Here is a 19664-nt window from a genome sequence, read left to right on the forward strand (position 1 = left end):
ATGACCTACGTCCCCCCTGAACGCGACGAACCCTCCCTCGACCAGACCCGCCAACTCGAGATCACGCCCCCGCCGCCGATCCCGAGCCAGCCGGGCCTGGACGCCGGGCCCGTCGACCCCTTCGCGGGCCAAGTGCTGGCGCCCGTCGAACCGGTCGAACCGAAGGAGCCGCGCGACCGGGTCGTCTTCCAGTTCGTCTGGGAGGCCATCCTCCTGCTCCTGACCCTGAACGCCCTGTTCCTGGTCTACCGCCGCCGCGACGACCTGTTCGGCGACGAGTTCGACGGCCTCGTGGACGCCCTCGGCGCCCACGCCCTCTACCTGACGCCGATCCTCCTGGCCGCCTTGGCCATCGGCTTGTCGCTCCGGCTGGGCGCGGTGAACCTGGCGGTCCCGGCGCTGGCGTTCGCGGTCACGGCGGCGGTGCCGTTCGAGACCGACGTGTGGCTCTACATGGGCTATGTCGCGGGCGCGGCCGCCGTTGCCGGGCTCCTCTACGTGCTCCTGGTGGCGGCCTTCCGCGTCCCGGCCTGGTTCGCCGGGCTCGCGGTCGGCGCGGCGGTCCTCGCGGCCGTCCCGGCGAGCTTCGAGTTCGCCACCCCCGACCCGTACACCCTGCCCGGTCAGCCGAACGGCCTCTACCTGCTCGGCGGCGCGGCCGTGCTCGCGGTCGCGGGCGGCTTCATCGGCCTCGCCCCGGGCATGCGCGACGGCTTCAGCGCGGTCAAGCGCCTCGCCGACGGCGAGGGCGAGCGCTCCGCTTCGTCCGTGTTCCTCCTCCTGGGCGGCACGGTCCTGTCGATGCTCCTGGCGGCGGGGTCCGGCTACCTCGTGTACATGTACGGGCTCGGCCCGATCGAGGGCCAGAGCAGCCTCAACTTCGGCCCGTACGGGACCTACCCGACCGCGATCGAGCTGCAGCTCATCGCGTTCGCGGTGGTGCTCCTGGCCGGGACGAGCCTGTGGGGCCGCCGCGGCGGCGTGTTCGGCGTCGTCTTCGCGCTCGTCGCCGTCTGGGCGGGCCTGGTCCTGTGGGGCCAGATCGTCTTCGACGCGGGCGTGAACTCCTGGCAGGCCTCCTACTCCCAGGCGATCGACGCGGGCATCCTCCTCGTCGCCCTGTTCATCTCGTTCGCCCTCGACCGCCTCGGCCGCCCCAAGGAGGCGCCCGAACCGGACGACGGCGTCTACACGCAGGAGATGACCCCGTTCGAGCCCCACACCGGCGCCCCCGAAGGCACCGGCCTGTTCGAGCCGACCCTCCCCGACGCGACCGCGCAGCAGCGCTGAGCACCAAGGGAAAACGGCCGGTCGTCTGCGAAGACGACCGGCCGTTTCGCTTGCACTGCTACGGAAGCGCGGCGGCTGGGCGGCCCTTGCCGAGGGCGAGGTGGAAGGCGAGCCCGGCGAGGACCGTGCCCATGAAGTACCGCTGGGTCTTGAGCCAGAGCGGCCGCCGCCCGAGGAACGCGGCGATGCCGCCCGCGCCGAAGACGAAGAGGCCGTTGAAGGTCACGCCGACGGCGATCTGCGTCAGGCCCAGGACGAGGCTCTGGACCGCGACGGGCCCGCCCGCCGGGTCGATGAACTGCGGCAGCAGCGAGACGTAGAGGATCGCGATCTTCGGGTTGAGCAGGCTCGTCACCAGGCCCATCGTGAAGAGCTTCCGGGGCGGATCGGCCGGGAGCTCCTTCGGCGCGAACACCGAGGTGCCGCCGGGCCTGAAGGCCTGCCAGGCCAGCCACAGCAGGTACGCCGCACCGGCGATCTTCAACGCCGTGTACAGGACCGGCACGAGCACGAAGACCGCGCTGAGCCCCGCGGCCGCCGCCACGAGGTAGACGGCGAACCCGGCCGCGACGCCCAGGAGCGAGACGTATCCGGCGCGCCGTCCCTGCGCGATCGTCCTCGACACGAGGTAGATCATGTTCGGCCCCGGCGTCAGCACCATGCCGAGCGCGACCAGCCCGATCCCCGCTATCGCGGTCCATTCGACCATTCCGGCCTCCTTCTCCCACCCGATTACATCCCGCGCTCCCGGTTCCGGCCACCGGGTTCCCGCCCGCTGAGAGCCGTGTCAGCGGCGCTGTCAGGCCAGTGTCAGCCCGGTGCAAGTCCCGCGCCCCATAGTTGCTTCATCAACGAGGAACACCTCACCGAACGAAGATGGAGCAAGAACATGAGCATCGCCCTCACCGCCCAGGAGAAGACCACCGTCCGCACCGCCGCCTACGGCGCCGTCACCCTCCTCGCCTGGGCCGGACCGAAGTCGGCCCACCGGATGTCGACCGACGGCTCGCTGGCCCTCAACGCGGCGACCGGCCCCGTCGGCTACGTCCTGGCCGAGAAGACGAACGACGTCAAGCTCGACGCGAAGTCCAGCGCGGCCCTCGCCGAGCAGGTGCTGCCCGCGCTCTCGGAGTCGGTGCGGCTGCTGCGGGCGCAGGACCCGGCCGAGGCCGAGAACTTCCGCACCACCGTGAACGTCGCCCTCGCCGCCGCGGCCCGCGCCCACAAGGGCGAGCCCGGCCCGGCCCTGGCCGCGATGACCGAGAAGATCAACCGGGCGCTCGACGCCTAAGCGCCGCAACCGCACTCACGCCGCCGTGCCCACGGGCACGGCGGCGTAACCCGTCCCTAGGCTGGCGGGATGGACATGGACGAGTACCAGCGGCTGGCCCTGCGCACCGCCGCGCCGCACGACAAGCCGAACGTGCTGTTCGACCTCCTGCTCGGCCTCGTCGGCGAGACGGGCGAGATCGCCGAGAAGGCGAAGAAGATCATCCGCGACCAGGACAGCGACTTCTCTCGGTGGGACACCGAGGACCTCAAGAAGGAACTGGGCGACGTCCTCTGGTACCTCGCCGTCCTCGCCGACCATTTCGGTCTGCCGCTCGAGGACGTCGCGAAGCACAACATCACCAAGCTCGCCGACCGCCGGCAGCGCGGCGTGATCGGCGGCAGCGGCGACGACCGCTGATCAGACGACGATGACGCGGATGCCCGCTTCCTCGAAGCCGCGCAGCTGCTCGGGCGGGGCGTTGCCGTCGGTGACGAGGGTGTGGACGCGGTCGGTCGGGCAGATCCGCGCGAAGGCGTGCCCGCCGATCTTGGAGCCGTCCGCGATGACGACCACCTTGCGGGCCCGGGCGGCCATGAGCGCGTTGATGGCCGCCTCGCCCTCGTGGTGGCTGGTCGCGCCGAGCTTCATGTCGATGGCGTCGACGCCGAGGAACGCGATGTCGAGCGTGATCTCGCGCAGGATCGGCGCGGCGAGCGGGCCGATGAGCTCGTACGACTGCGGGCGCACGACGCCGCCGACCACGACCACTTTCAGGTGCGGCCGGACGATGAGCTCGTTCGCGATGTTGAGCGCGTTGGTGACGATCGTCAGCCCGGTCGAGCCTGGGGTGGCGACGAGGTCGGTGCGGGTCGCGAGCGCCCTGGCGACCTCGGTGATCGTGGTGCCGCCGTTGAGGGCGATGACCTGGCCGGGGCTGACGAGCCCGGCGGCGGCCGTGCCGATGCGGTGCTTCTCCTCCACGTGCCGCGCGGTCTTGTACCGCAGCGGCAGGTCGTAGGAGATGCCGCCCGCGACGGCGCCGCCGCGGGTGCGCGTGATCATCTGCTGCTGCGAGAGCTGGTCGAAGTCGCGCCGGATGGTGGCCTGGGAGACGCCGAGCCGTTCGGCCGCTTCCTCCACGGTGATGCGTCCGGTCTCTGCGAGGATCTCCAGCAGGGTGTTCCACCGGGCATAGCGGTCCACGTCGCTCCTCGGGTCGGGATCGCGGCGGGCGGGCCGCGGTCTGCGCGATAGTGTTCGTTGAACGTCTTCTGGCGCTCGGGCGGTGCTCAAGTCATGCTCGCGCGCTCACGATCATTGTGCCGCACCGGGGTGGGCCCATACACGCCGGATCGATTGGAAGGAGCGCCGTGGACGGCGTCTTGCTGCCGGCCGTGGGCCGAATCGTCACCCCTGACGGGATCGTCAACGGGACCCTCATCGTCGACGGCGACCGTTTCGAGGGGATCCTCGAGCGGGACGGCGAGCCCACGGGGTGGGTCCTGCCCGGTTTCGTCGACGTCCACTGCCACGGCGGCGGCGGGTTCTCGCTCGCGAACGGCGACCCCGAGTCGGCCCGGGGGGCCGCGGCCTTCCACGCCTCGCGCGGCACGACCACGCTCGTGGCCTCGCTCGTCTCCTCGACCCACGGCTTCCTCCTCGACGCGACCCGGGCGCTCAAACCCCTGTGGGCGGACGGGACCCTCGCCGGGGTCCACTACGAAGGCCCCTACATCTCGGCCGCGAAGTGCGGCGCGCACCGCGTCGAGGTCCTGCGCGACCCGGACCTGTCGGAGCTGACCGAGCTCATCGAGGCGGGCGGCGGCGCGGTGAAGATGGTGACGATCGCGCCCGAGCTGAACGGCGCGCTGGAGGCCATCGAGTTCCTCGACCAGCGCGGGGTCGTGCCCGCGATCGGGCACACGAACGCCAGCTACGAGCAGACCGCCGCCGGGATCGACGCGGGCGCGCAGGCCGCCACGCACCTGTTCAACGCGATGCGGGCGTTCAACCACCGCGAGCCGGGCCCGATCCCGGCGCTGCTGGACGACGAGCGGATCTTCTCCGAGATCGTCGCCGACCCGGTCCACCTGCACCCGGGCACGATGCGCTTCGCGTTCGACACGTCCCTTCCGGCGTGGACGCTGCTGGTCTCGGACGCGATGGACGCGGCGGGCCTGGCCGACGGCCGCTACATGCTCGGCCGCCACGAGGTCGAGGTCGCCGACGGCGTCGCCACGGTGGCCGGGACCGACATCATCGCGGGCTCGACGATCACGCTCCTGGACGCGTTCCGCAACGCGGTGCGCCTCGCGGGCCAGTCCGTGGAGGCCGCCTCGCAGATGGCCTCCGCGACCCCCGCGGAGCTGTTGGGCCTCACCGACGTCGGCGCGATCGAAGCCGGGAAGTACGCCGACGCGGTCGTCCTCGACGACGACTTCAACCTCGTCTCGGTGATGCGCCGCGGGGCCTGGCTCCAGGTCTGAGAGCAGACGAAAGGGCCGGGCGCGTCAGCACCCGGCCCGTTTCCGTATGCGCCGCTACAGCATCGGTCCGATCGCGTCGTACTCCATGCCGCCGCCGGCCGCGCCGATGAGGACGTAGATGAGGCAGAACGTGAAGAACGAGACGATGCCGAGCACCAGGCCGGTGATGGCGATCGGCTTGTTCGTGGCGAGCCCCTTGTTCGCGCGGGCCCAGCCGATCGCGCCGAAGACGATCGCGAGGACGCCCAGCGGCCACGTGAACGTGTTGAGCACGGGGATGAACGACAGGACGATGGCGATGAGCCCGCAGATGAGGGCCGCCGTGCCGAGGCCGTTCTTCGGCTCCTGGCCCCGCAGCGGCCCGCCGCCGTTGTAGGCCGGAGGCGGGGGAGGCGGCGGCGGGACTGCCCCGCCCGCATAGGGGCTGTACCCGCCGCCCGTGGGCGGCGGCTGGCCCGGTCCGGCGCCGGGCGGCGGGGGAGCAGGCGGCATGCCGCCGAACGGCTGGTCGGAGGGCGCGCGCGGGGTCTCGCCGGGCGTCTCGCCGTGGGTCGGGTGCGGCACGTGGTCGGGCTCGGTTCCCGGCGGGCTCCATCCCGGCTGCGGTCCGGCCGGGTCCGGGCCCGGCTGGTTCCCCGAGAACGGGGTCCCGCCCTCCTCGGTCCGACCGGGCTTCTCCGGTTCGGGCGGTTCGGGTTCGGGCGGCCCCGGGGTAGGCGGGTACGTCGTCATGGCGGCCTCCTCGTCTCGTGCGGGCGCGCGGCCCCGATGTCCCGCAAGGTAGACCAGATCCCACCGGTCCCGTGGGGATTCACGGGTACCGGCAGGCTCCCGCTGTCACGCGGATGAGCCGGTTCGAGAAGTCTGCTCGGATTTTTTGCGCTTAGGGGTTTACTACCCGTCAGTAGGCGGGTAGAAATGAGTTACGGATCCGGAAGGACTTCCCGGGGACAAGCTCTCCGCAGATCGGAAGGATTCGGGCACCGCCGCCGAGCACCCACGTGCGACCTGAGCCGTCGGGAGGCACAGCGGGACCAGCCACCTAGGGGCCAGTCACCGCTATAAAAGACTTCACGCTTGGTAACTCGGTCGGAAGTGCAGTACGTTGCGAGCGGCCCAGTCGAGGCAGTAACCGACTGGGCCGTGTCGTTGTCTTCAGCCGGGTGCGAACCCGCTGTGGCCGAACTGACTGGGAATGCGCGGGCGAGGCTGCAAGAATGGCCTCGATGACCACGATCGAACCCGGCTGGTACCCGGACCCCGCCGACCCGGCCACGCAGCGCTACTGGGACGGCGGCGCCTGGATCGGCAAGCCCGTCCCCGCCGACGCCGAGCCCCCCGCCGAACCCGAACCGGTCGACCCCGAACCGGAACCGCTCCCTCCGACCACAGTAGACACTCCGGTCGAGACCCTCCCCATGGACCGCAGCTACGGCGACGGCCCGCCCCCGCGCGTCATCCAGCGCGTCCCCGGCGCGGTGCAGCCGCCCGACACCGTCCCCATCCGCTCCCTAGGGGTCACCGTCGGCTGGATCACCCGCCACGACATCCACCGCATCCTCGGCGGCCGCGTCCTCGCCCACCCCGGCCAGCGCTTCGTCGCCCGCATCGTCGACGTCCTGTGCATGCTCGCGCTCAACGCGGTCGTCAACGGCTACTTCATCTACCAGATGTGGCAGACGTTCTGGCCGTACTTCCTCGACGTCGCCGCCGCGACTGACGCCAGCGACGTCACCGTCCCCTCGCGCCTGTCCGACCAGCTGTGGGTCGTCCTCCTCATCGCCCTCGGCCTGTGGTTCGCCTACGAGGTCCCCGCGACCCTGAACACCGGGCAGACGCTCGGCAAGCGGCTCATGGGCATCAAGGTCGTCTCGCTCGCGCCCGTCGACCTCGGCTGGGGCCGGCTCCTGCTGCGGTGGTCCTACGCGGCGCTGCCGCTCATCTGCTTCCCCTTCGGCGCGGTGCTGTGGATCCTCGACGGGATATGGTGCATCCGAGACCAACCCTTCCGCCAATGCCTGCACGACAAATCCCCTGGCACCGCCGTCGTCGAGGTGGGCAGCGCGAAGGCCGACCCTGAGAAGGAGCCCTCACGATGAGCGATCCTCTGCGTGAAGACCTCGAGTCCATCCCCCGCTACGTTCCCGGCAAGGCGATCCCTGACGCCGTGAAGCTCTCCAGCAACGAGGTGCCGTACGGCCCGCTCCCCGGCGTCGTCGAAGCGGTCGCCGACGCGGCCGAGCACGTCCACCGCTACCCCGACCTCGGCGTCGTCGAACTCCGCGGCGTCCTCGCGAAGCGCCTCGGGCTGCCCGCCGAGCGCATCGTCACCGGCACCGGCTCGGTCGCCCTCATCGGCCACCTCATGCAGGCCGTCGCCAAGCCCGGCAGCGAGGTCGTCTACTCGTGGCGCTCCTTCGAGGCCTACCCGATCGCGGCCACGGTCGCCGGGCTCCGCAGCGTCCAGGTGCCGAACACGCCCGACCACCGCCACGACATCGACGCGATGATCGCCGCCGTCACGCCCGCCACGCGCGCGATCGTGATCTGCAGCCCCAACAACCCCACGGGCCCTGCCGTCACGGCCGAGGAGCTCGACCGGGTCTTCGCCTCCGTCCCCGAGGACGTGCTCGTCGTCATCGACGAGGCGTACCGGGAGTTCGTGACCGACCCGGCCTGCCCGGACGCGATCGAGCGCTACGCCTCACGGCGCAACGCGGTCGTCTTCCGGACCTTCTCGAAGGCGTGGGGCCTCGCGGGCCTTCGCGTGGGCTACATGGTCGCCCGGCCCGACGTGGCCGACGCCGTCAGCCGCTGCGTGATCCCGTTCGCCGTCAACGCCGCCGCGCAGCGCGCGGCCCTGGCCGCACTGGAGGCGGAAGGCGAGATGCGCCGCCGGGTCGCGCTGGTGACCTCCGAGCGCAAGCGCATCGTGATGGCCGCCCGGGACCTGGTGCCGGACGTGCCGGACTCGCAGGCGAACTTCTTCTGGCTCCCCTTGGGCGAGCGCGCGGTCGCGTTCGCCGCCCACTGCGAGCAGCGTTCGATCCTGGTGCGGCCCTTCGCGGGAGACGGGGTGCGCGTCACCATCGGCCTGCCGGAGGAGAACGACGCGATGCTCGACGCGCTGCGCGAGTTCGTCGAAGCCTAGGAAGCTGAGAGTCCGGGCGCCCCACCGGCGCCCGGCTCCGGTCTACTTGGACGAGGTCCGCTCGTTCTCGTCGACGAACGCCTCGTACATCTCGGCGAGGGTCTGCTTCTGCTTCGACGTGAGCTCGCGGTCGGTGGCGATGGCCAGCGGCGTCGCGGAGCCGTTGTCGGGCGCGAGGTTCGCCCGCAGGTACATGATCGGGGTGGTCATCCGGAGCGCGAGGGCCAGCTGCCGCAGGACCGCGCCGCTGGGACGGCGCACGCCGCGCTCGCCCTGGAGGTAGGGGTTGGAGACCCCGGCGGAGTCGGAGAGCTCACGAGTCGCGACGTGGGCGCGTTTGCGCACGTCCCGGACGAATGAGCTGAAGTCGCGATCTGTCACCCGCGTCACCCTACGCGCCTTCACCCTTCGCCGCCACCCGCCCCTGCCTGGCTTTCCCGACATTTGGTACCACCGGACGACATGGGGCTCACCCGATCAGAGGATACGAATCGGACTCGGGGAAGGGTTGCGTCTCAACCGCTCGCCGTCGCTGGAAGCCAGCCGATACCATCGGGAGACGACGCGGCTATTCAAGGGAGCGTCACGGTCCGGATGGCGTCTGACGAGGAGGAGAACCGGTGAGCGTTCTGCAACGCTTGGAGAAACAACTGGAGGGCCTGTTCGAGGGCACCTTCAACAAGATGTTCAAGGGCGTTGTGCACCCGGTCGAGATCGCCAGCGCCATGCAGCGCGAGGCCGAGACCCACAAGGCGGTCCTCGCGGGCGGACGCGTGCTGGTGCCGAACCGCTACGTCATCGACCTCTCCCCGCCCGACCACGACCGCCTCGCCCCGTACGCGGCGGCGCTGGCGCAGGAGCTGGCCCAGTCCCAGGCCGAGTTCATCGGCGAGAACGGCTGGACCGTCTACGGCGACGTCATCGTCGAGATCGAGCGCGGCGAAGGCCTCGACACCGGCATGTTCCGGGTCACCGCCGAGGTCGCGGCCCTGAACGAGGGCATGGACCAGCCGGTCTCCGGCGGCGGCTACGGCCCCGCGCAGCAGCAGGCCCCCACGGGCCCGGTGCTGGTGACCGCGGACGGCCGCCAGTTCACCGTCGCCCACGGCGCCACGATCATCGGCCGCGGCGAGCAGGCCCAGATCCGCCTCCCCGACGTCGGCATCTCCCGCCGCCATGTGCGCGTCGACTTCGACGGCCGCCAGGTCTCGGTCACCGACCTCGGCTCGACCAACGGCACCCTGGTCAACGGCCAGCGCATCGCCACGGTCTCGATGCAGCCCGGCGACGTCATCCAGATCGGCACCACTTCGCTTACGCTCCAGGCGGGTTAGCCCGGAATCTCGGCACACCCCGGCCCGCGGGCCGGGGTGCCGTCGCATCCGGGTCCGGAACGCCCGACCGTACTGAATGGTCTAGGGCCCCTTGCCCGTAGCGGTGGGATGACCGGGCGGGTTCGGCGGCTCGTCTCTGCGTCCGTGCCGCGGTGGGCTACCGTGTCTGGGACCGATCGTTCATTCGCTGGGAGCGCCGAATGCCTGAGATAGTCCAGACCGTCGCCCGGTTCGGGTTCCTCGTGCTGCTGTGGCTGTTCGTGTTCGCCGCCGCCCGGACGATCACCCGCGACCTCCTCGCCCAGCGCCGCCCCGCGGCCGCCGGCGGCGCGGGCCCGGTCTCGGCCCCGCCGGCCCCGGGCGGGCGCGGCGCGCGCCCGCAGCAGGCGCAGGCGGCGCAGTGGCTGGTCGTGACGACCGGCGAGCTCCAGGGCCGCCGGTTCCCGCTCACCGGCCAGCCCATCTCGATCGGCCGCGCCCGCACTTCGACGATCGTCATCAACGACGACTTCGCCTCCAACCAGCACGCCCGGGTGCACCCCCAGAACGGCCAGTGGGTCGTCGAGGACCTGGGCTCCACGAACGGCACCTACCTGGGGCGCGCTAGAGTCACTGCACCCACGCCGGTCCCGCTAGGGGTGCCCATCCGGATCGGGCGTTCCTCCTTCGAGCTGCGTCCCTAGCAGCGCGGGGAACGAGAGACGGCGTTGTCGACATCGAACAGCGGGCGTGCCCGCGCTACGGCGGTTGATTCATGAGTTTGCACCTGCGATACGCGGCCATCTCCGACCGCGGGGTGGTGAGGCAAGGCAACCAGGACTCGGTGTTCGCCGGGTCCCACTTCATCGCCGTCGCCGACGGCATGGGCGGCATGGCCGCCGGGGACCTCGCCTCGGCCATCGTCATCAACACCGTCGCCCGGCTGGACGTGCCCCCGCCCGCCGACTCGGTCGTCGACGAGCTCGCCGACGCCGTCGCGGACGCGAACCGCGCCATCCGCCGCCAGGTCGCCGACGACCCGCAGAAAGAAGGCATGGGCACCACGCTCACGGCCCTGTGGTTCGACGGCGAGTGGTTCAACCTCGTGCACATCGGCGACTCGCGGGCCTACCGCCTCCGCGAGGGCGGCTTCGAGCAGATCACCGTCGACGACACGTACGTGCAGATGCTCGTCGACGAGGGCCGCATCACCGCCGAGGAGGCGGAGCGGCACCCGCAGCGCTCCCTGCTGCTGCGCGCGCTCGGCGCGGCCGAGGTCGAGCCCGCGTTCCAGACCATCAAGGGCGTCCCCGGCGACCGGCTCGTGCTCTGCTCGGACGGCCTCTCCGGGCCCGTCTCCGACGCCGACATCGCCCGCACGCTGCAGAACGCCGCCACCCCGCAGGAGGCGGCCGAGACCCTCGTGCAGCAGGCGCTCGACGCCGGGGCCCCCGACAACGTCACCGTCCTCGTGGCCGACGTCGTCGCCGAGGACCCGGGGGAGCAGCGCCAGATCATCGGCGGCGCCGCGGCCGACGCGCGCCTGGCCGAGTCGGACACGGCCGTGCTCCGCGCCGTCAAGGAGCCCGACGAGCCCGGCGACGCCGACGGCGAGTCCGCGGACGCCGAGGTCCAGCCGAAGGCCCGCAAGAAGGGCCGCGTGTGGCGGACGATCCTCGCCACGTTCATCGTGCTCGCGCTCGTCGCCGGAGGCGGCGTGTGGTGGGCGCGCACGCAGTACTTCATCGGGGTCTCGGAGGCGGGCAACATCAGCCTCTACCGGGGCCTCCCTTTTGAGGTGGCGGGATACCGGTTGGCGTGGCTCGACATCGAGTCCGACCGGCCCGCCGCGGACGCCGTGGACTCCGTCGAGTCCGAACTCGAGTCGGGGATCACCGTGGGCGGCGAAGCGGCCGCCGAAGAGGAGTTGAACGCGCTGGTCGACCCGGACGCGGGCAACGAGAGCCTGGACCCGCTGTGCGCCACCGCGGAAGGCGGGAGTGAGGCGGTCCCGGCGGCTGCAAAGGACTGTCGCGACGAGTGAGCGCGGCCGATATAGGCTCACATCGCATTCCGGACTGAGACGCAAGGGGAACTGATGGCCCAGCCGATGTCGGCGACCGCCCGGGCGACGGGCCCCTCGGAACCGCCGCTCACCCCGTTGACGGGCATGCCCAAGCGCGTCTTCCGCGAGATCGTCATGCTCGTCATGGGCGGCGTCGCGGTGTTCCTCCTGCAGCTCTCCATCGACACGGCGCTCACCGGGACCACCACCTCGGTCACGTTCATGCTGCCGCTGCTCATCTTCATCGTGTCGATGTGCGCCTGGACTTCGGTCAAGATCCTCGCCCCGTACGCCGACCCGCTGTTCGTGCCGATCGCGGCGTTCCTCACCGGCATCGGCATCGTCTACATCAGACGCATCGACCGCACCGCGGCGACCGACGACCCGCTCCCGGCCGACGCGGGGATCTTCGCGGGCCAGGGCGGGCGCCAGCTCATGTACTACATGGCCGGGGTCGTCCTCCTGACCGTGCTCCTGATCCTGGTCCGCAACCACCGCGTCCTGCGCGGGTACGCGTACATCCTGCTGTTCGCGGGCATCTTCCTGGCGGCGCTGCCGGGCTTCCTGCCGTACTCGATCTCCGGTTCGGGCGGCTCGAAGAACTGGATCCGCCTCGGGAGCTTCTCGGTGCAGCCCAGCGAGTTCGCGAAGCTGATGCTGCTCATCTTCTTCGCCGTGTACCTGGTGCGCAAGCGGGACATGCTCTCGGTGGCGGGCAAGAAGTTCCTCGGCCTGCAGCTGCCGCGCATGAAGGACCTCGGCCCGATCGTCATCGTCTGGGCCGCCAGCCTCGTCATCCTCGTCATGGAGCGAGACCTCGGCACCTCGCTGCTGCTGTTCAGCATCTTCCTCTCGATGCTGTACATGGCGACGCGCCGCGCCTCCTGGATCGTCATCGGCCTGACGATGTTCATCGGCGGCTGCATCGCGATCTACCCGTTCTTCAGCCACCTGCAGACCCGCGTGGCGATCTGGCTCGACCCGTGGGCCTATGTCGGCGACCCGGAGAACGACTCGTACCAGCTCGTGCAGGGCCTGGTCGCGCTCAACTCCGGCGGCCTCCTGGGCAACGGGCCCGGCTCGGGCAACCCCAACCGCATCCCCGCCTCCGAGTCCGACTTCATCCTCGCGGCGCTCGGCGAGGAGGCCGGACTCATCGGCCTCGTCGCGATCCTGCTGCTGTACGCGGTCCTCGTCGAGCGCGGCTTCAAGACCGCGATCATGTCGCGCGACCTGTTCGGCTCGCTCATGGCCGGTGGCCTGGCGTTCCTCCTCGCGTTCCAGCTGTTCGTCGTGTTCGGCGGCGTCACCGGCCTCATCCCCATGACCGGCCAGACCACGACGTTCCTCGCGGCGGGCGGCTCCTCGCTCGTCGGCTCGTGGCTGCTCATCGGCCTGTTCGTGCGCGTCTCGGACGACGCCCGCAAACCATGGCAGGCCTCGTTCGGCCTGCAGAAGACCGAGGCCCCGCCGGAGTTCCTCGCCGAGCAGGCCGCGAAGCGCGCCGCCGAGGAGGCCGCGAAGGCCGAGGCCGCCATGGTCATGGACTCCGGTCCGATCCCCGGCGGCGACCAGCCGACCGAGCTCATCATCCCCGGCCACCTGCAAGGCGGCGGCCCGACCAAGGGCACCATGGAAGAGGACGTGCTCAGCCCGCCCCCCGGCGGCCCGGTCTCCGGCCCGCCGATGTCGCCGCCTCCGGGCGGACCGACCGGTCAGCCCGGAGGCCCCACAGGCCAGACCGGCGGACCCACCGGTCAGCCCGGCAACCCGGCCGCCCGCGGCCCGCAGCACCCGCCGCCCCCGCCGCCGCCCGGCTCCGCGTACGGCACCCCGCCCCCGCCGCCCGGCTCGGCCTTCGGCACGCCGCCGCCCCCCGGCAACACCACGCGCCCGGCCCCGCAGACGCCGCCACCGCCGCCCGCGTCCGCGTTCGACAGCACCCGTGACAAGCGCCAGCCCGAACCGCCCGCCTCGGCGTTCGAGTGGCCGCAGCCCCCGAACGGCAACGACGACAACAGGAACGAGGGCGGCCAATGAACCCGGCCATCCGGCGCACCGGCGTCCTGGCGCTGATCCTGCTGGGCGCCCTCATCGCCCAGTCGACCTGGGTGGGCTTCTTCCACCACGAGGACTACGAGGGCCAGCTCCAGGGCCGCAGCATCGTCGCCGAGTACTCGGTCCCGCGCGGCCAGATCCTCGCCGGGGACCTCGTCATCGCCGAGTCGATCCCGACCGACGGCGGGGACTACGCCTACAAGCGGAACTACCCCGAAGGCGACTACTTCGGGAACATCACGGGCTTCAAGTCCATCAACTACGGCGCGTCCAACCTGGAGGCGACCGAGAACGACCTGCTGAACGGCACCAGCTCCCTCGTCGCCTTCGACGACTTCTGGGCGACCCTCCTCAAGGAGCGCAAGGCGGGCGGCAACGTCATCACCACGATCGACCCCGACCTGCAGAAGGCCGCGTACGACGCGCTCGCCGACACCGGCGTCAAGGGCGGCGCCGTCGTCATCGACCCGCAGACCGGCCGCATCCTCGCCGAGGCCTCCTACCCCGGCTGGAACCCGACCGAGGTCTCCTCGAACAACGGCGAGGTCGCCGAGGCCGCGAAGATCGCCCTCGACGACTCCGGCGACATGCTCGACCTGACCCGCCAGGAGTACTTCCCGCCCGGCTCGACGTTCAAGACCATCGTGTCCGCCGCGTACATCGAGAACGGCGGCAAGGCCAGCGACATGGTCCCCGCCGGGAACGGCTACACCGCCCCCGGCACCAACCACGAGATCACCAACTCGAGCGCCCAGTGCCCCAACGCGGAGTACACGCTCGAAGAGGCCTTCGCGCTCTCGTGCAACACCACGTTCGCGCGGATGTGCGTCGAGGAGCTGAGCATCGAGCAGATCACGGCGATGACCGAGGCCTTCGGCTTCGGCGAGGAGTTCGAGACCCCGCTGCCCACCGTCGCCTCCCGGACCGGCGACATCTCCGAGGACGCCTTCCGCGCCCAGGCCTGCATCGGCCAGCAGGAGGTCCGCGAGACCGTCCTGCAGAACGCGATCGTCGCCGCCACCATCGCCAACGGCGGCGACCGGATGGCCCCGCAGATCGTCTCCGAGCTCACCGACTCCGAGGGCAACACCGTCCAGAACTTCGCCGAGGAGGGTCTCGGCCGCTCGATCGACCTCGACACCGCCCAGGAACTGCAGATCATCATGGAAGCGGTCGTCGAGGACGGCACCGGACGGACCGCGCAGATCGACGGCTACACCGTCGGCGGCAAGACCGGCACCGCCGAGCATTCCGACTCCAGCGAGAACCGGCTGCCCGATCACGGCTGGTTCCACGGCTGGGCCATGGACAAGGACAGCGAACCCGCCGTCGCCGTCGCCGTGTTCCTCGACTCTTACGGCGACGGGGCCTCGTCGAAGGCCGCCGAGATCTCCGGCGACCTCATGCAGCAGGTCCTCGAAGGCGGGGAGGAATGATCCGCCCGGCCCGGGAATGATCGCGGCGAAGACACAGTTTCCTCACGATCCTCTGATACGGCAACCGAACCGCCCGCCCGGACGTGGATGTTCGGAGAGGTCGCAGCCCGGGTGTCGCGCGGCAGCGCCGCCGCACGACGAGCCTGGCGCCAGGCGGCGTGCCTATAGACTGAAGCGCCGATCCCCCGGAGCTGATCCCTCCCGAAGAAATGAGGAGACGCCGTGTTGAGCCCTGAGATGCTCCTCGGGCAACGCTATCGCCTGCGCGAGCGCATTGCCGTGGGCGGCATGGGCGAGGTCTGGCGGGCCGAGGACACCGTCCTCGAACGCACCGTGGCCGTCAAGGCGATGCTCCCCGCGCTCCTGAGCGAGCCCGGATTCGCCAAGCGCTTCGCCGCCGAGGCCAAGACCGTGGCCGCCCTCACCCACCCGCACATCGTCAACGTGCACGACTTCGGCAACGCCGACCTGCCCAGCGGCGAGACCACCGCCTACCTCGTCATGGAGTTCATCGAGGGCAAGTCCCTCGCCGACCTCATCGCCGAACGCGGCCGGATCGACGCCCGCGAGCTCATGCCCATCATCGCCGCCACCGCCGAAGCCCTCCAGCAGGCCCACGAGCGCGGCATCATCCACCGCGACATCAAGCCCGGCAACATCCTGGTGCGCGACCGCGACGGCCAGGCCGTCCTCACCGACTTCGGCATCGCCCGCTCCGGCGCGTCCGGCGACCTCACCGCCACCGGCTCCGTCATGGGCACCGCCTCCTACATCGCCCCCGAACAGGCCGAAGGCACCGGCGTCCTGCCCGCCTCCGACATGTACTCGCTCGGCGTCGTGGCCTTCCACGGCCTCACCGGGCACCGCCCCTTCCAGGCCGAGAACCCCATCGAGCTCGCCCTCCACCACGTGCGCACCCCGCCCCCGCCCCTCCCCCCGGACATCCCGCCGGGCGTCCGCGCCTTCGTCGAGCGCTCCCTCGTCAAGGACCCCCACCAGCGGTTCGCCAGCGCCACTGAGATGGCCCAGCTCGCCCGCGTCGCCGTCGACGCCAACCCCATGTCGACCTCCGTCATGCCGCCCGTCGGCCAGCTCCCGCGCCGGGCCGGCGTCGTCAGCATGGGCGGCCCGCCCGCCGGCGTCGCCGACCCCATGACCGCCGCCCCGCAGGTCCCGCACCAGATGACCCACGGCGGCCAGGTCCCGCCCGGCTCCTCGCCCCCCGGGATCAACCTGGGAGCCGCCGCGCCGCCCCCGGCGTCCGACCCCGCGAAGCAGCGCCAGCTTGTGATGGTGCTCGCCGGAGTCGTGGCGCTCGTCGTGGTCGGCGGTATCGTGTGGCTCCTGCTCGCCCTGAACGGCGGCCGCACGCCCGAGGACGACGGGACCACACCGGAGCCGACCCAGCAGACCTCCACCGAAGGCAGCGAGCCCGAGGAGGAGACCACGACAGAGGACCCGGGGCAGCAGACCGACGACGGTCCGGGCCTGGGCGACTGCATCGGGGGCAACCCCAATTGCAACGACCAATAGCGGGCTTTCGGGCCTGTTGCAGCGATTAGAATCAAGCCGCGATGAACGGAACACGAGGACGTAAAACGCGATGACGACAGAGCCCCGCCTGCTAGGCGGCAGATACGAGATCGGCGAGGTCGTCGGCTACGGGGGGATGGCTGAAGTCCACCGTGGCCGGGACCTCCGACTCGGCCGCGACGTGGCGGTGAAACTGCTGCGGGCCGACCTGTCTCGCGACGAGTCGTTCCTGATCCGCTTCCAGCGCGAGGCCCAGAACTCGGCGTCCCTGAACCACCCGAACATCGTCGCGGTCTTCGACACCGGCGAGGACGCCGGCATCCCGTACATGGTGATGGAGTTCGTCAACGGCCGGACCCTCAAAGAGGTCCTGCTCGCCGAGGGCCGGTTCGACCCGGCGACAGCGTGCGAGGTCGTGGCCGACATGTGCTCGGCCCTGGACTTCAGCCACAAGCACCACATCATCCACCGGGACGTCAAACCCGGCAACGTGATGCTCTCGGACACCAACCAGGTCAAGGTCATGGACTTCGGCATCGCCCGCGCGCTCGCGAGCGGCCAGGCGACCATGACCCAGACCAGCGCCGTCATCGGCACCGCCCAGTACCTCTCCCCGGAGCAGGCGCGCGGCGAGACCGTCGACGCCCGCTCCGACGTGTACGCCGTCGGCTGCGTCCTCTACGAACTGCTCGTGGGGCACCCGCCGTTCACCGGCGACAACCCCGTCTCCGTGGCCTACCAGCACGTGCGGGAGGAGGCCCGGCCGCCTTCGGAGCTCAACCCGAACGTGCCGGCCTCCGTCGACGCCGTGATCATGAAGGCGCTCGCGAAGAACCCCGAGAACCGGTACCACTCGGCCGGCGAGATGCGCGAGGACCTGATCCGCGCCGCGCGCGGCCAGGCCGTGCTCGCGCCTGCCGTGATGAGCGCCGGCGACCGGACGCAGATGCTCGCCAACGCCGACAACACGGCCCCGATCACGCCGATCGCGACCTCGTCGAGCAAGCGCCGCCCGTGGCTGATCGCGCTGGGGGTGATCCTTGCGCTCGTCGCGGTCACCGCGGCGTCCTGGGGGATCATGAAGATGCTCGAATCCTCGTCGATGGTGGAAGTGCCGAACGTGGTCGGGCAGAAACAGGCGGACGCCGAGGCGACGCTCACGGAGGCGGGCCTCGAATTCAAGGTCGAACAGGAGCTCGCGACCGACCCGAACGATACGAACATCGGCTCCGTCACCAAGCAGACCCCCGAGCCCGCCAGCGAGGCCGAAGAGGGCGACACGGTGACGATCACCGTGAGGATGCCGCCTGAGAACGTCACGGTCGAGGACGTCGTCGGCGACGACGAAGCCGAGGCCAAGGAGAAACTCGAGGCGCAGAACCTCAAGGTCAAGATCGTCCAGGAGGAGAGCACCGAGCCGTCCGGCCAGGTCCTGTCCCAGAACCCTGAGGCCGGCGAGTCGGTGGAGCCGCTGACCGAGGTCACGCTGACGGTCTCGGCGGGAGGCCAGGCCACGGTGCCGAACGTCGTCGGGATGACCGTCGAGCTTGCGAGGGAGACGCTGGAGGGGGACAACTTCACCGTCGAGGTCGAATACGGCACCAAGGACGGGACCTCGACGGGTGTCGTCTACGCGCAGACGCCTGGCGCGGACTCGACCGAGTCCGAGGGCACCACGGTGGTCATCACTGCCCAAGGCGTGGTGATCACTTGGGACGCTGCGACGACTCCGGCCGATCTTCAAGCGACGCTGCAGGCTGCGGGGCTCCAGGTCACGCTCGACGGCGACGCGACCGCCACGACCATCGAGGCCGTCACCAACGAGGACGGCCAGATCACGAGCGGCATGGCCGTCGCGCCGGGCTCGGCAGTCACCATCACGGCTGCGGCCGAGGACGGCGGCGGGGGCGGCGACGACGAGTCCACCTCGCCGTCTGAGTCCTGCAACCCGATCGACCCGACCTGCAACAACGGCAACAACTAACCAAGACAAGCGCTGAGGGGCCCGGACGCGAAGCGTCCGGGCCCTTGGCGTGCGCATCCCGGGCGAGCAAGACAGGTCCGGAGCCAGCCGCAAGAATTCCCAGCGGAAGAGAGATGCGGGCTTGATCGCCTCTGTAGGTCTGACTTGCTTGCGGTTCAGGCGGGCAGTGACAGAAGGGTGATTGCCGTTGAGGGTGTGTCGGGTGGCCGAGTGGCAGCGCGTCCCTTGCGGCGCGGAGCGCAGTCCCGGTCGCGGTTGATGTTGCGCCCCAGGCGGTTTCGGCCGAGGCGGGCGGGACATCGATCATCCTCAATGGATGAATCACCCGTTTGAGTGATGACACCACTACACTTCGCATGTCATGATTGAGGTACGAACAAGCAAGCGAAAACAGGTAGACCATTCGAGAACAGGCAAGGAGGCGAGACCAATGGCAGCAAGCATCACCACCCCAAGCGCCCCGGTCGCCTCTCCTTCCCTGGTCTCGGACCGGCCCTCCCGGGCGGCAGCGATCCGCTCGGCTCTCGACGAGGCGGCCGCGCTCATCAACACCCAGTACGCTCAGGTGCTCGCTTCGGTGATCGCGATGAAAGAAGCGGGTCTGCACCGTTCGGAGTTCGGGTTCTCGGCGCTGCGGGATCTGTTGCTCTCCCAGTTCGACTTCACCTACGCCACGGCAGGATCGATCGCGGCCATCGCCCGCCTCTCAGGCAAGTTCCGCCTCCTGGCCCAGGCGGCGACGACAGGGAAGGCGAGGATCGACCAGGTCGCCTACGCTGTCCGCCAGCTCGACCAGACCCCGGCCATGCGCCTGTTCGCCCGCACCCCCTTCCGCACCCCGGTCCCCTCGCCGTTCAACGCCCAGGTGTCCTGCGCGACACCGGAGGCGATGGTGGCCCAGTACTGCGCCCACGCCTCGTTCAAGGAGCTGCGCCGCCACCTGGACGAGCTGTGGGCCTCGATCGCCGAAGAGGCCGAATTGTTCGACGAACTGGGCGAGCAGTCCCTGCAGCGCCTCGAACTCACCCCGCAGGGCAACGGCATGTGGGGCCTGGAGGGCACCCTGTCGGAGGCG

General features: G+C 70.6%; 18 protein-coding genes. 14 read left to right on the plus strand and 4 right to left on the minus strand.

Annotated features, from left to right (window positions below; genetic code table 11):
• A complete protein-coding gene (locus ACGGCP_RS03320) occupies positions 1-1290 on the plus strand; it encodes a hypothetical protein (protein ID WP_392960348.1) in 1290 nt (429 codons plus the stop codon).
• 58 nt (positions 1291-1348) lie between these two features.
• On the opposite strand, the gene ACGGCP_RS03325 is transcribed toward ACGGCP_RS03320, so the two are convergent.
• On the minus strand, positions 1349-1999 hold the full coding sequence (locus ACGGCP_RS03325) for a LysE family translocator (RefSeq protein WP_392960351.1): 651 nt from the start codon (positions 1997-1999) through the stop codon (positions 1349-1351).
• A 180-nt stretch (positions 2000-2179) separates the two neighbouring features.
• Here ACGGCP_RS03325 and ACGGCP_RS03330 point away from each other — a divergent pair, with 180 nt between their 5' ends.
• Together ACGGCP_RS03330 and ACGGCP_RS03335 are read left to right on the plus strand one after the other, a co-directional pair.
• The gene (locus tag ACGGCP_RS03330; RefSeq protein WP_392960354.1) at positions 2180-2581 is read left to right on the plus strand and encodes a hypothetical protein; all 402 of its coding nucleotides are present in this window, start codon (positions 2180-2182) and stop codon (positions 2579-2581) included.
• 69 nt (positions 2582-2650) lie between these two features.
• Positions 2651-2980: a nucleoside triphosphate pyrophosphohydrolase family protein gene (locus tag ACGGCP_RS03335; protein WP_392960357.1), complete on the plus strand. Its 330-nt coding sequence runs from the start codon at positions 2651-2653 to the stop codon at positions 2978-2980.
• On the opposite strand, the gene ACGGCP_RS03340 is transcribed toward ACGGCP_RS03335, so the two are convergent.
• The gene (locus ACGGCP_RS03340) at positions 2981-3766 is read right to left on the minus strand and encodes a DeoR/GlpR family DNA-binding transcription regulator (RefSeq protein WP_208498914.1); all 786 of its coding nucleotides are present in this window, start codon (positions 3764-3766) and stop codon (positions 2981-2983) included.
• Between the two features lie 167 nt (positions 3767-3933).
• On the opposite strand from ACGGCP_RS03340, the gene nagA reads away from it, so the two are divergent.
• Entirely contained in the window at positions 3934-5049 is a 1116-nt protein-coding gene (gene nagA, locus ACGGCP_RS03345) for an N-acetylglucosamine-6-phosphate deacetylase (protein ID WP_392960361.1), read from the plus strand.
• A 54-nt stretch (positions 5050-5103) separates the two neighbouring features.
• Here nagA and ACGGCP_RS03350 read toward each other — a convergent pair whose 3' ends face one another.
• On the minus strand, positions 5104-5781 hold the full coding sequence (locus tag ACGGCP_RS03350; protein ID WP_392960364.1) for a DUF4190 domain-containing protein: 678 nt from the start codon (positions 5779-5781) through the stop codon (positions 5104-5106).
• A gap of 494 nt (positions 5782-6275) precedes the next feature.
• Between ACGGCP_RS03350 and ACGGCP_RS03355 the strand changes: the two genes are divergently transcribed.
• Both ACGGCP_RS03355 and hisC read left to right on the plus strand, forming a co-directional pair.
• Positions 6276-7148, plus strand: a complete 873-nt coding sequence (locus ACGGCP_RS03355; RefSeq protein WP_392960367.1) for an RDD family protein — start codon at positions 6276-6278, stop codon at positions 7146-7148.
• Positions 7145-8200 (plus strand): histidinol-phosphate transaminase, encoded by a 1056-nt coding sequence (gene hisC / locus ACGGCP_RS03360; protein ID WP_392960370.1) that lies wholly within the window; start codon positions 7145-7147, stop codon positions 8198-8200. The genes ACGGCP_RS03355 and hisC overlap by 4 nt, the downstream gene beginning before the upstream one ends.
• Before the next feature lie 42 nt (positions 8201-8242).
• Here hisC and ACGGCP_RS03365 read toward each other — a convergent pair whose 3' ends face one another.
• On the minus strand, positions 8243-8581 hold the full coding sequence (locus tag ACGGCP_RS03365; protein ID WP_392960372.1) for a helix-turn-helix domain-containing protein: 339 nt from the start codon (positions 8579-8581) through the stop codon (positions 8243-8245).
• 239 nt (positions 8582-8820) lie between these two features.
• Between ACGGCP_RS03365 and ACGGCP_RS03370 the strand changes: the two genes are divergently transcribed.
• The 8 genes from ACGGCP_RS03370 to ACGGCP_RS03405 form a co-directional block, all read left to right on the plus strand.
• Positions 8821-9534: a DUF3662 and FHA domain-containing protein gene (locus ACGGCP_RS03370; RefSeq protein WP_205325867.1), complete on the plus strand. Its 714-nt coding sequence runs from the start codon at positions 8821-8823 to the stop codon at positions 9532-9534.
• A 200-nt stretch (positions 9535-9734) separates the two neighbouring features.
• Complete coding sequence (locus ACGGCP_RS03375; RefSeq protein WP_392960374.1) at positions 9735-10217, plus strand: FHA domain-containing protein; 483 nt, start codon at positions 9735-9737, stop codon at positions 10215-10217.
• Between the two features lie 71 nt (positions 10218-10288).
• Positions 10289-11557 carry a protein phosphatase 2C domain-containing protein gene (locus ACGGCP_RS03380; RefSeq protein WP_392960376.1) on the plus strand — a complete coding sequence of 423 codons (1269 nt, stop codon included), beginning with the start codon at positions 10289-10291 and terminating at the stop codon, positions 11555-11557.
• A 54-nt stretch (positions 11558-11611) separates the two neighbouring features.
• Positions 11612-13618, plus strand: a complete 2007-nt coding sequence (locus ACGGCP_RS03385; protein WP_392960379.1) for an FtsW/RodA/SpoVE family cell cycle protein — start codon at positions 11612-11614, stop codon at positions 13616-13618.
• Complete coding sequence (locus tag ACGGCP_RS03390; RefSeq protein WP_392960381.1) at positions 13615-15072, plus strand: penicillin-binding transpeptidase domain-containing protein; 1458 nt, start codon at positions 13615-13617, stop codon at positions 15070-15072. The genes ACGGCP_RS03385 and ACGGCP_RS03390 overlap by 4 nt, the downstream gene beginning before the upstream one ends.
• Before the next feature lie 222 nt (positions 15073-15294).
• The gene (locus ACGGCP_RS03395; RefSeq protein ID WP_392960383.1) at positions 15295-16605 is read left to right on the plus strand and encodes a serine/threonine-protein kinase; all 1311 of its coding nucleotides are present in this window, start codon (positions 15295-15297) and stop codon (positions 16603-16605) included.
• Positions 16606-16675: 70 nt separating this feature from the next.
• Positions 16676-18589 carry a Stk1 family PASTA domain-containing Ser/Thr kinase gene (gene pknB, locus ACGGCP_RS03400; protein WP_392960385.1) on the plus strand — a complete coding sequence of 638 codons (1914 nt, stop codon included), beginning with the start codon at positions 16676-16678 and terminating at the stop codon, positions 18587-18589.
• A 430-nt stretch (positions 18590-19019) separates the two neighbouring features.
• A partial coding sequence (locus ACGGCP_RS03405; protein ID WP_392960388.1) for a hypothetical protein occupies positions 19020-19664 on the plus strand: 645 nt, incomplete at its 3' end.

This window comes from Glycomyces sp. NPDC048151, assembly GCF_043202775.1.
Lineage (GTDB): Bacteria > Actinomycetota > Actinomycetes > Mycobacteriales > Micromonosporaceae > Glycomyces.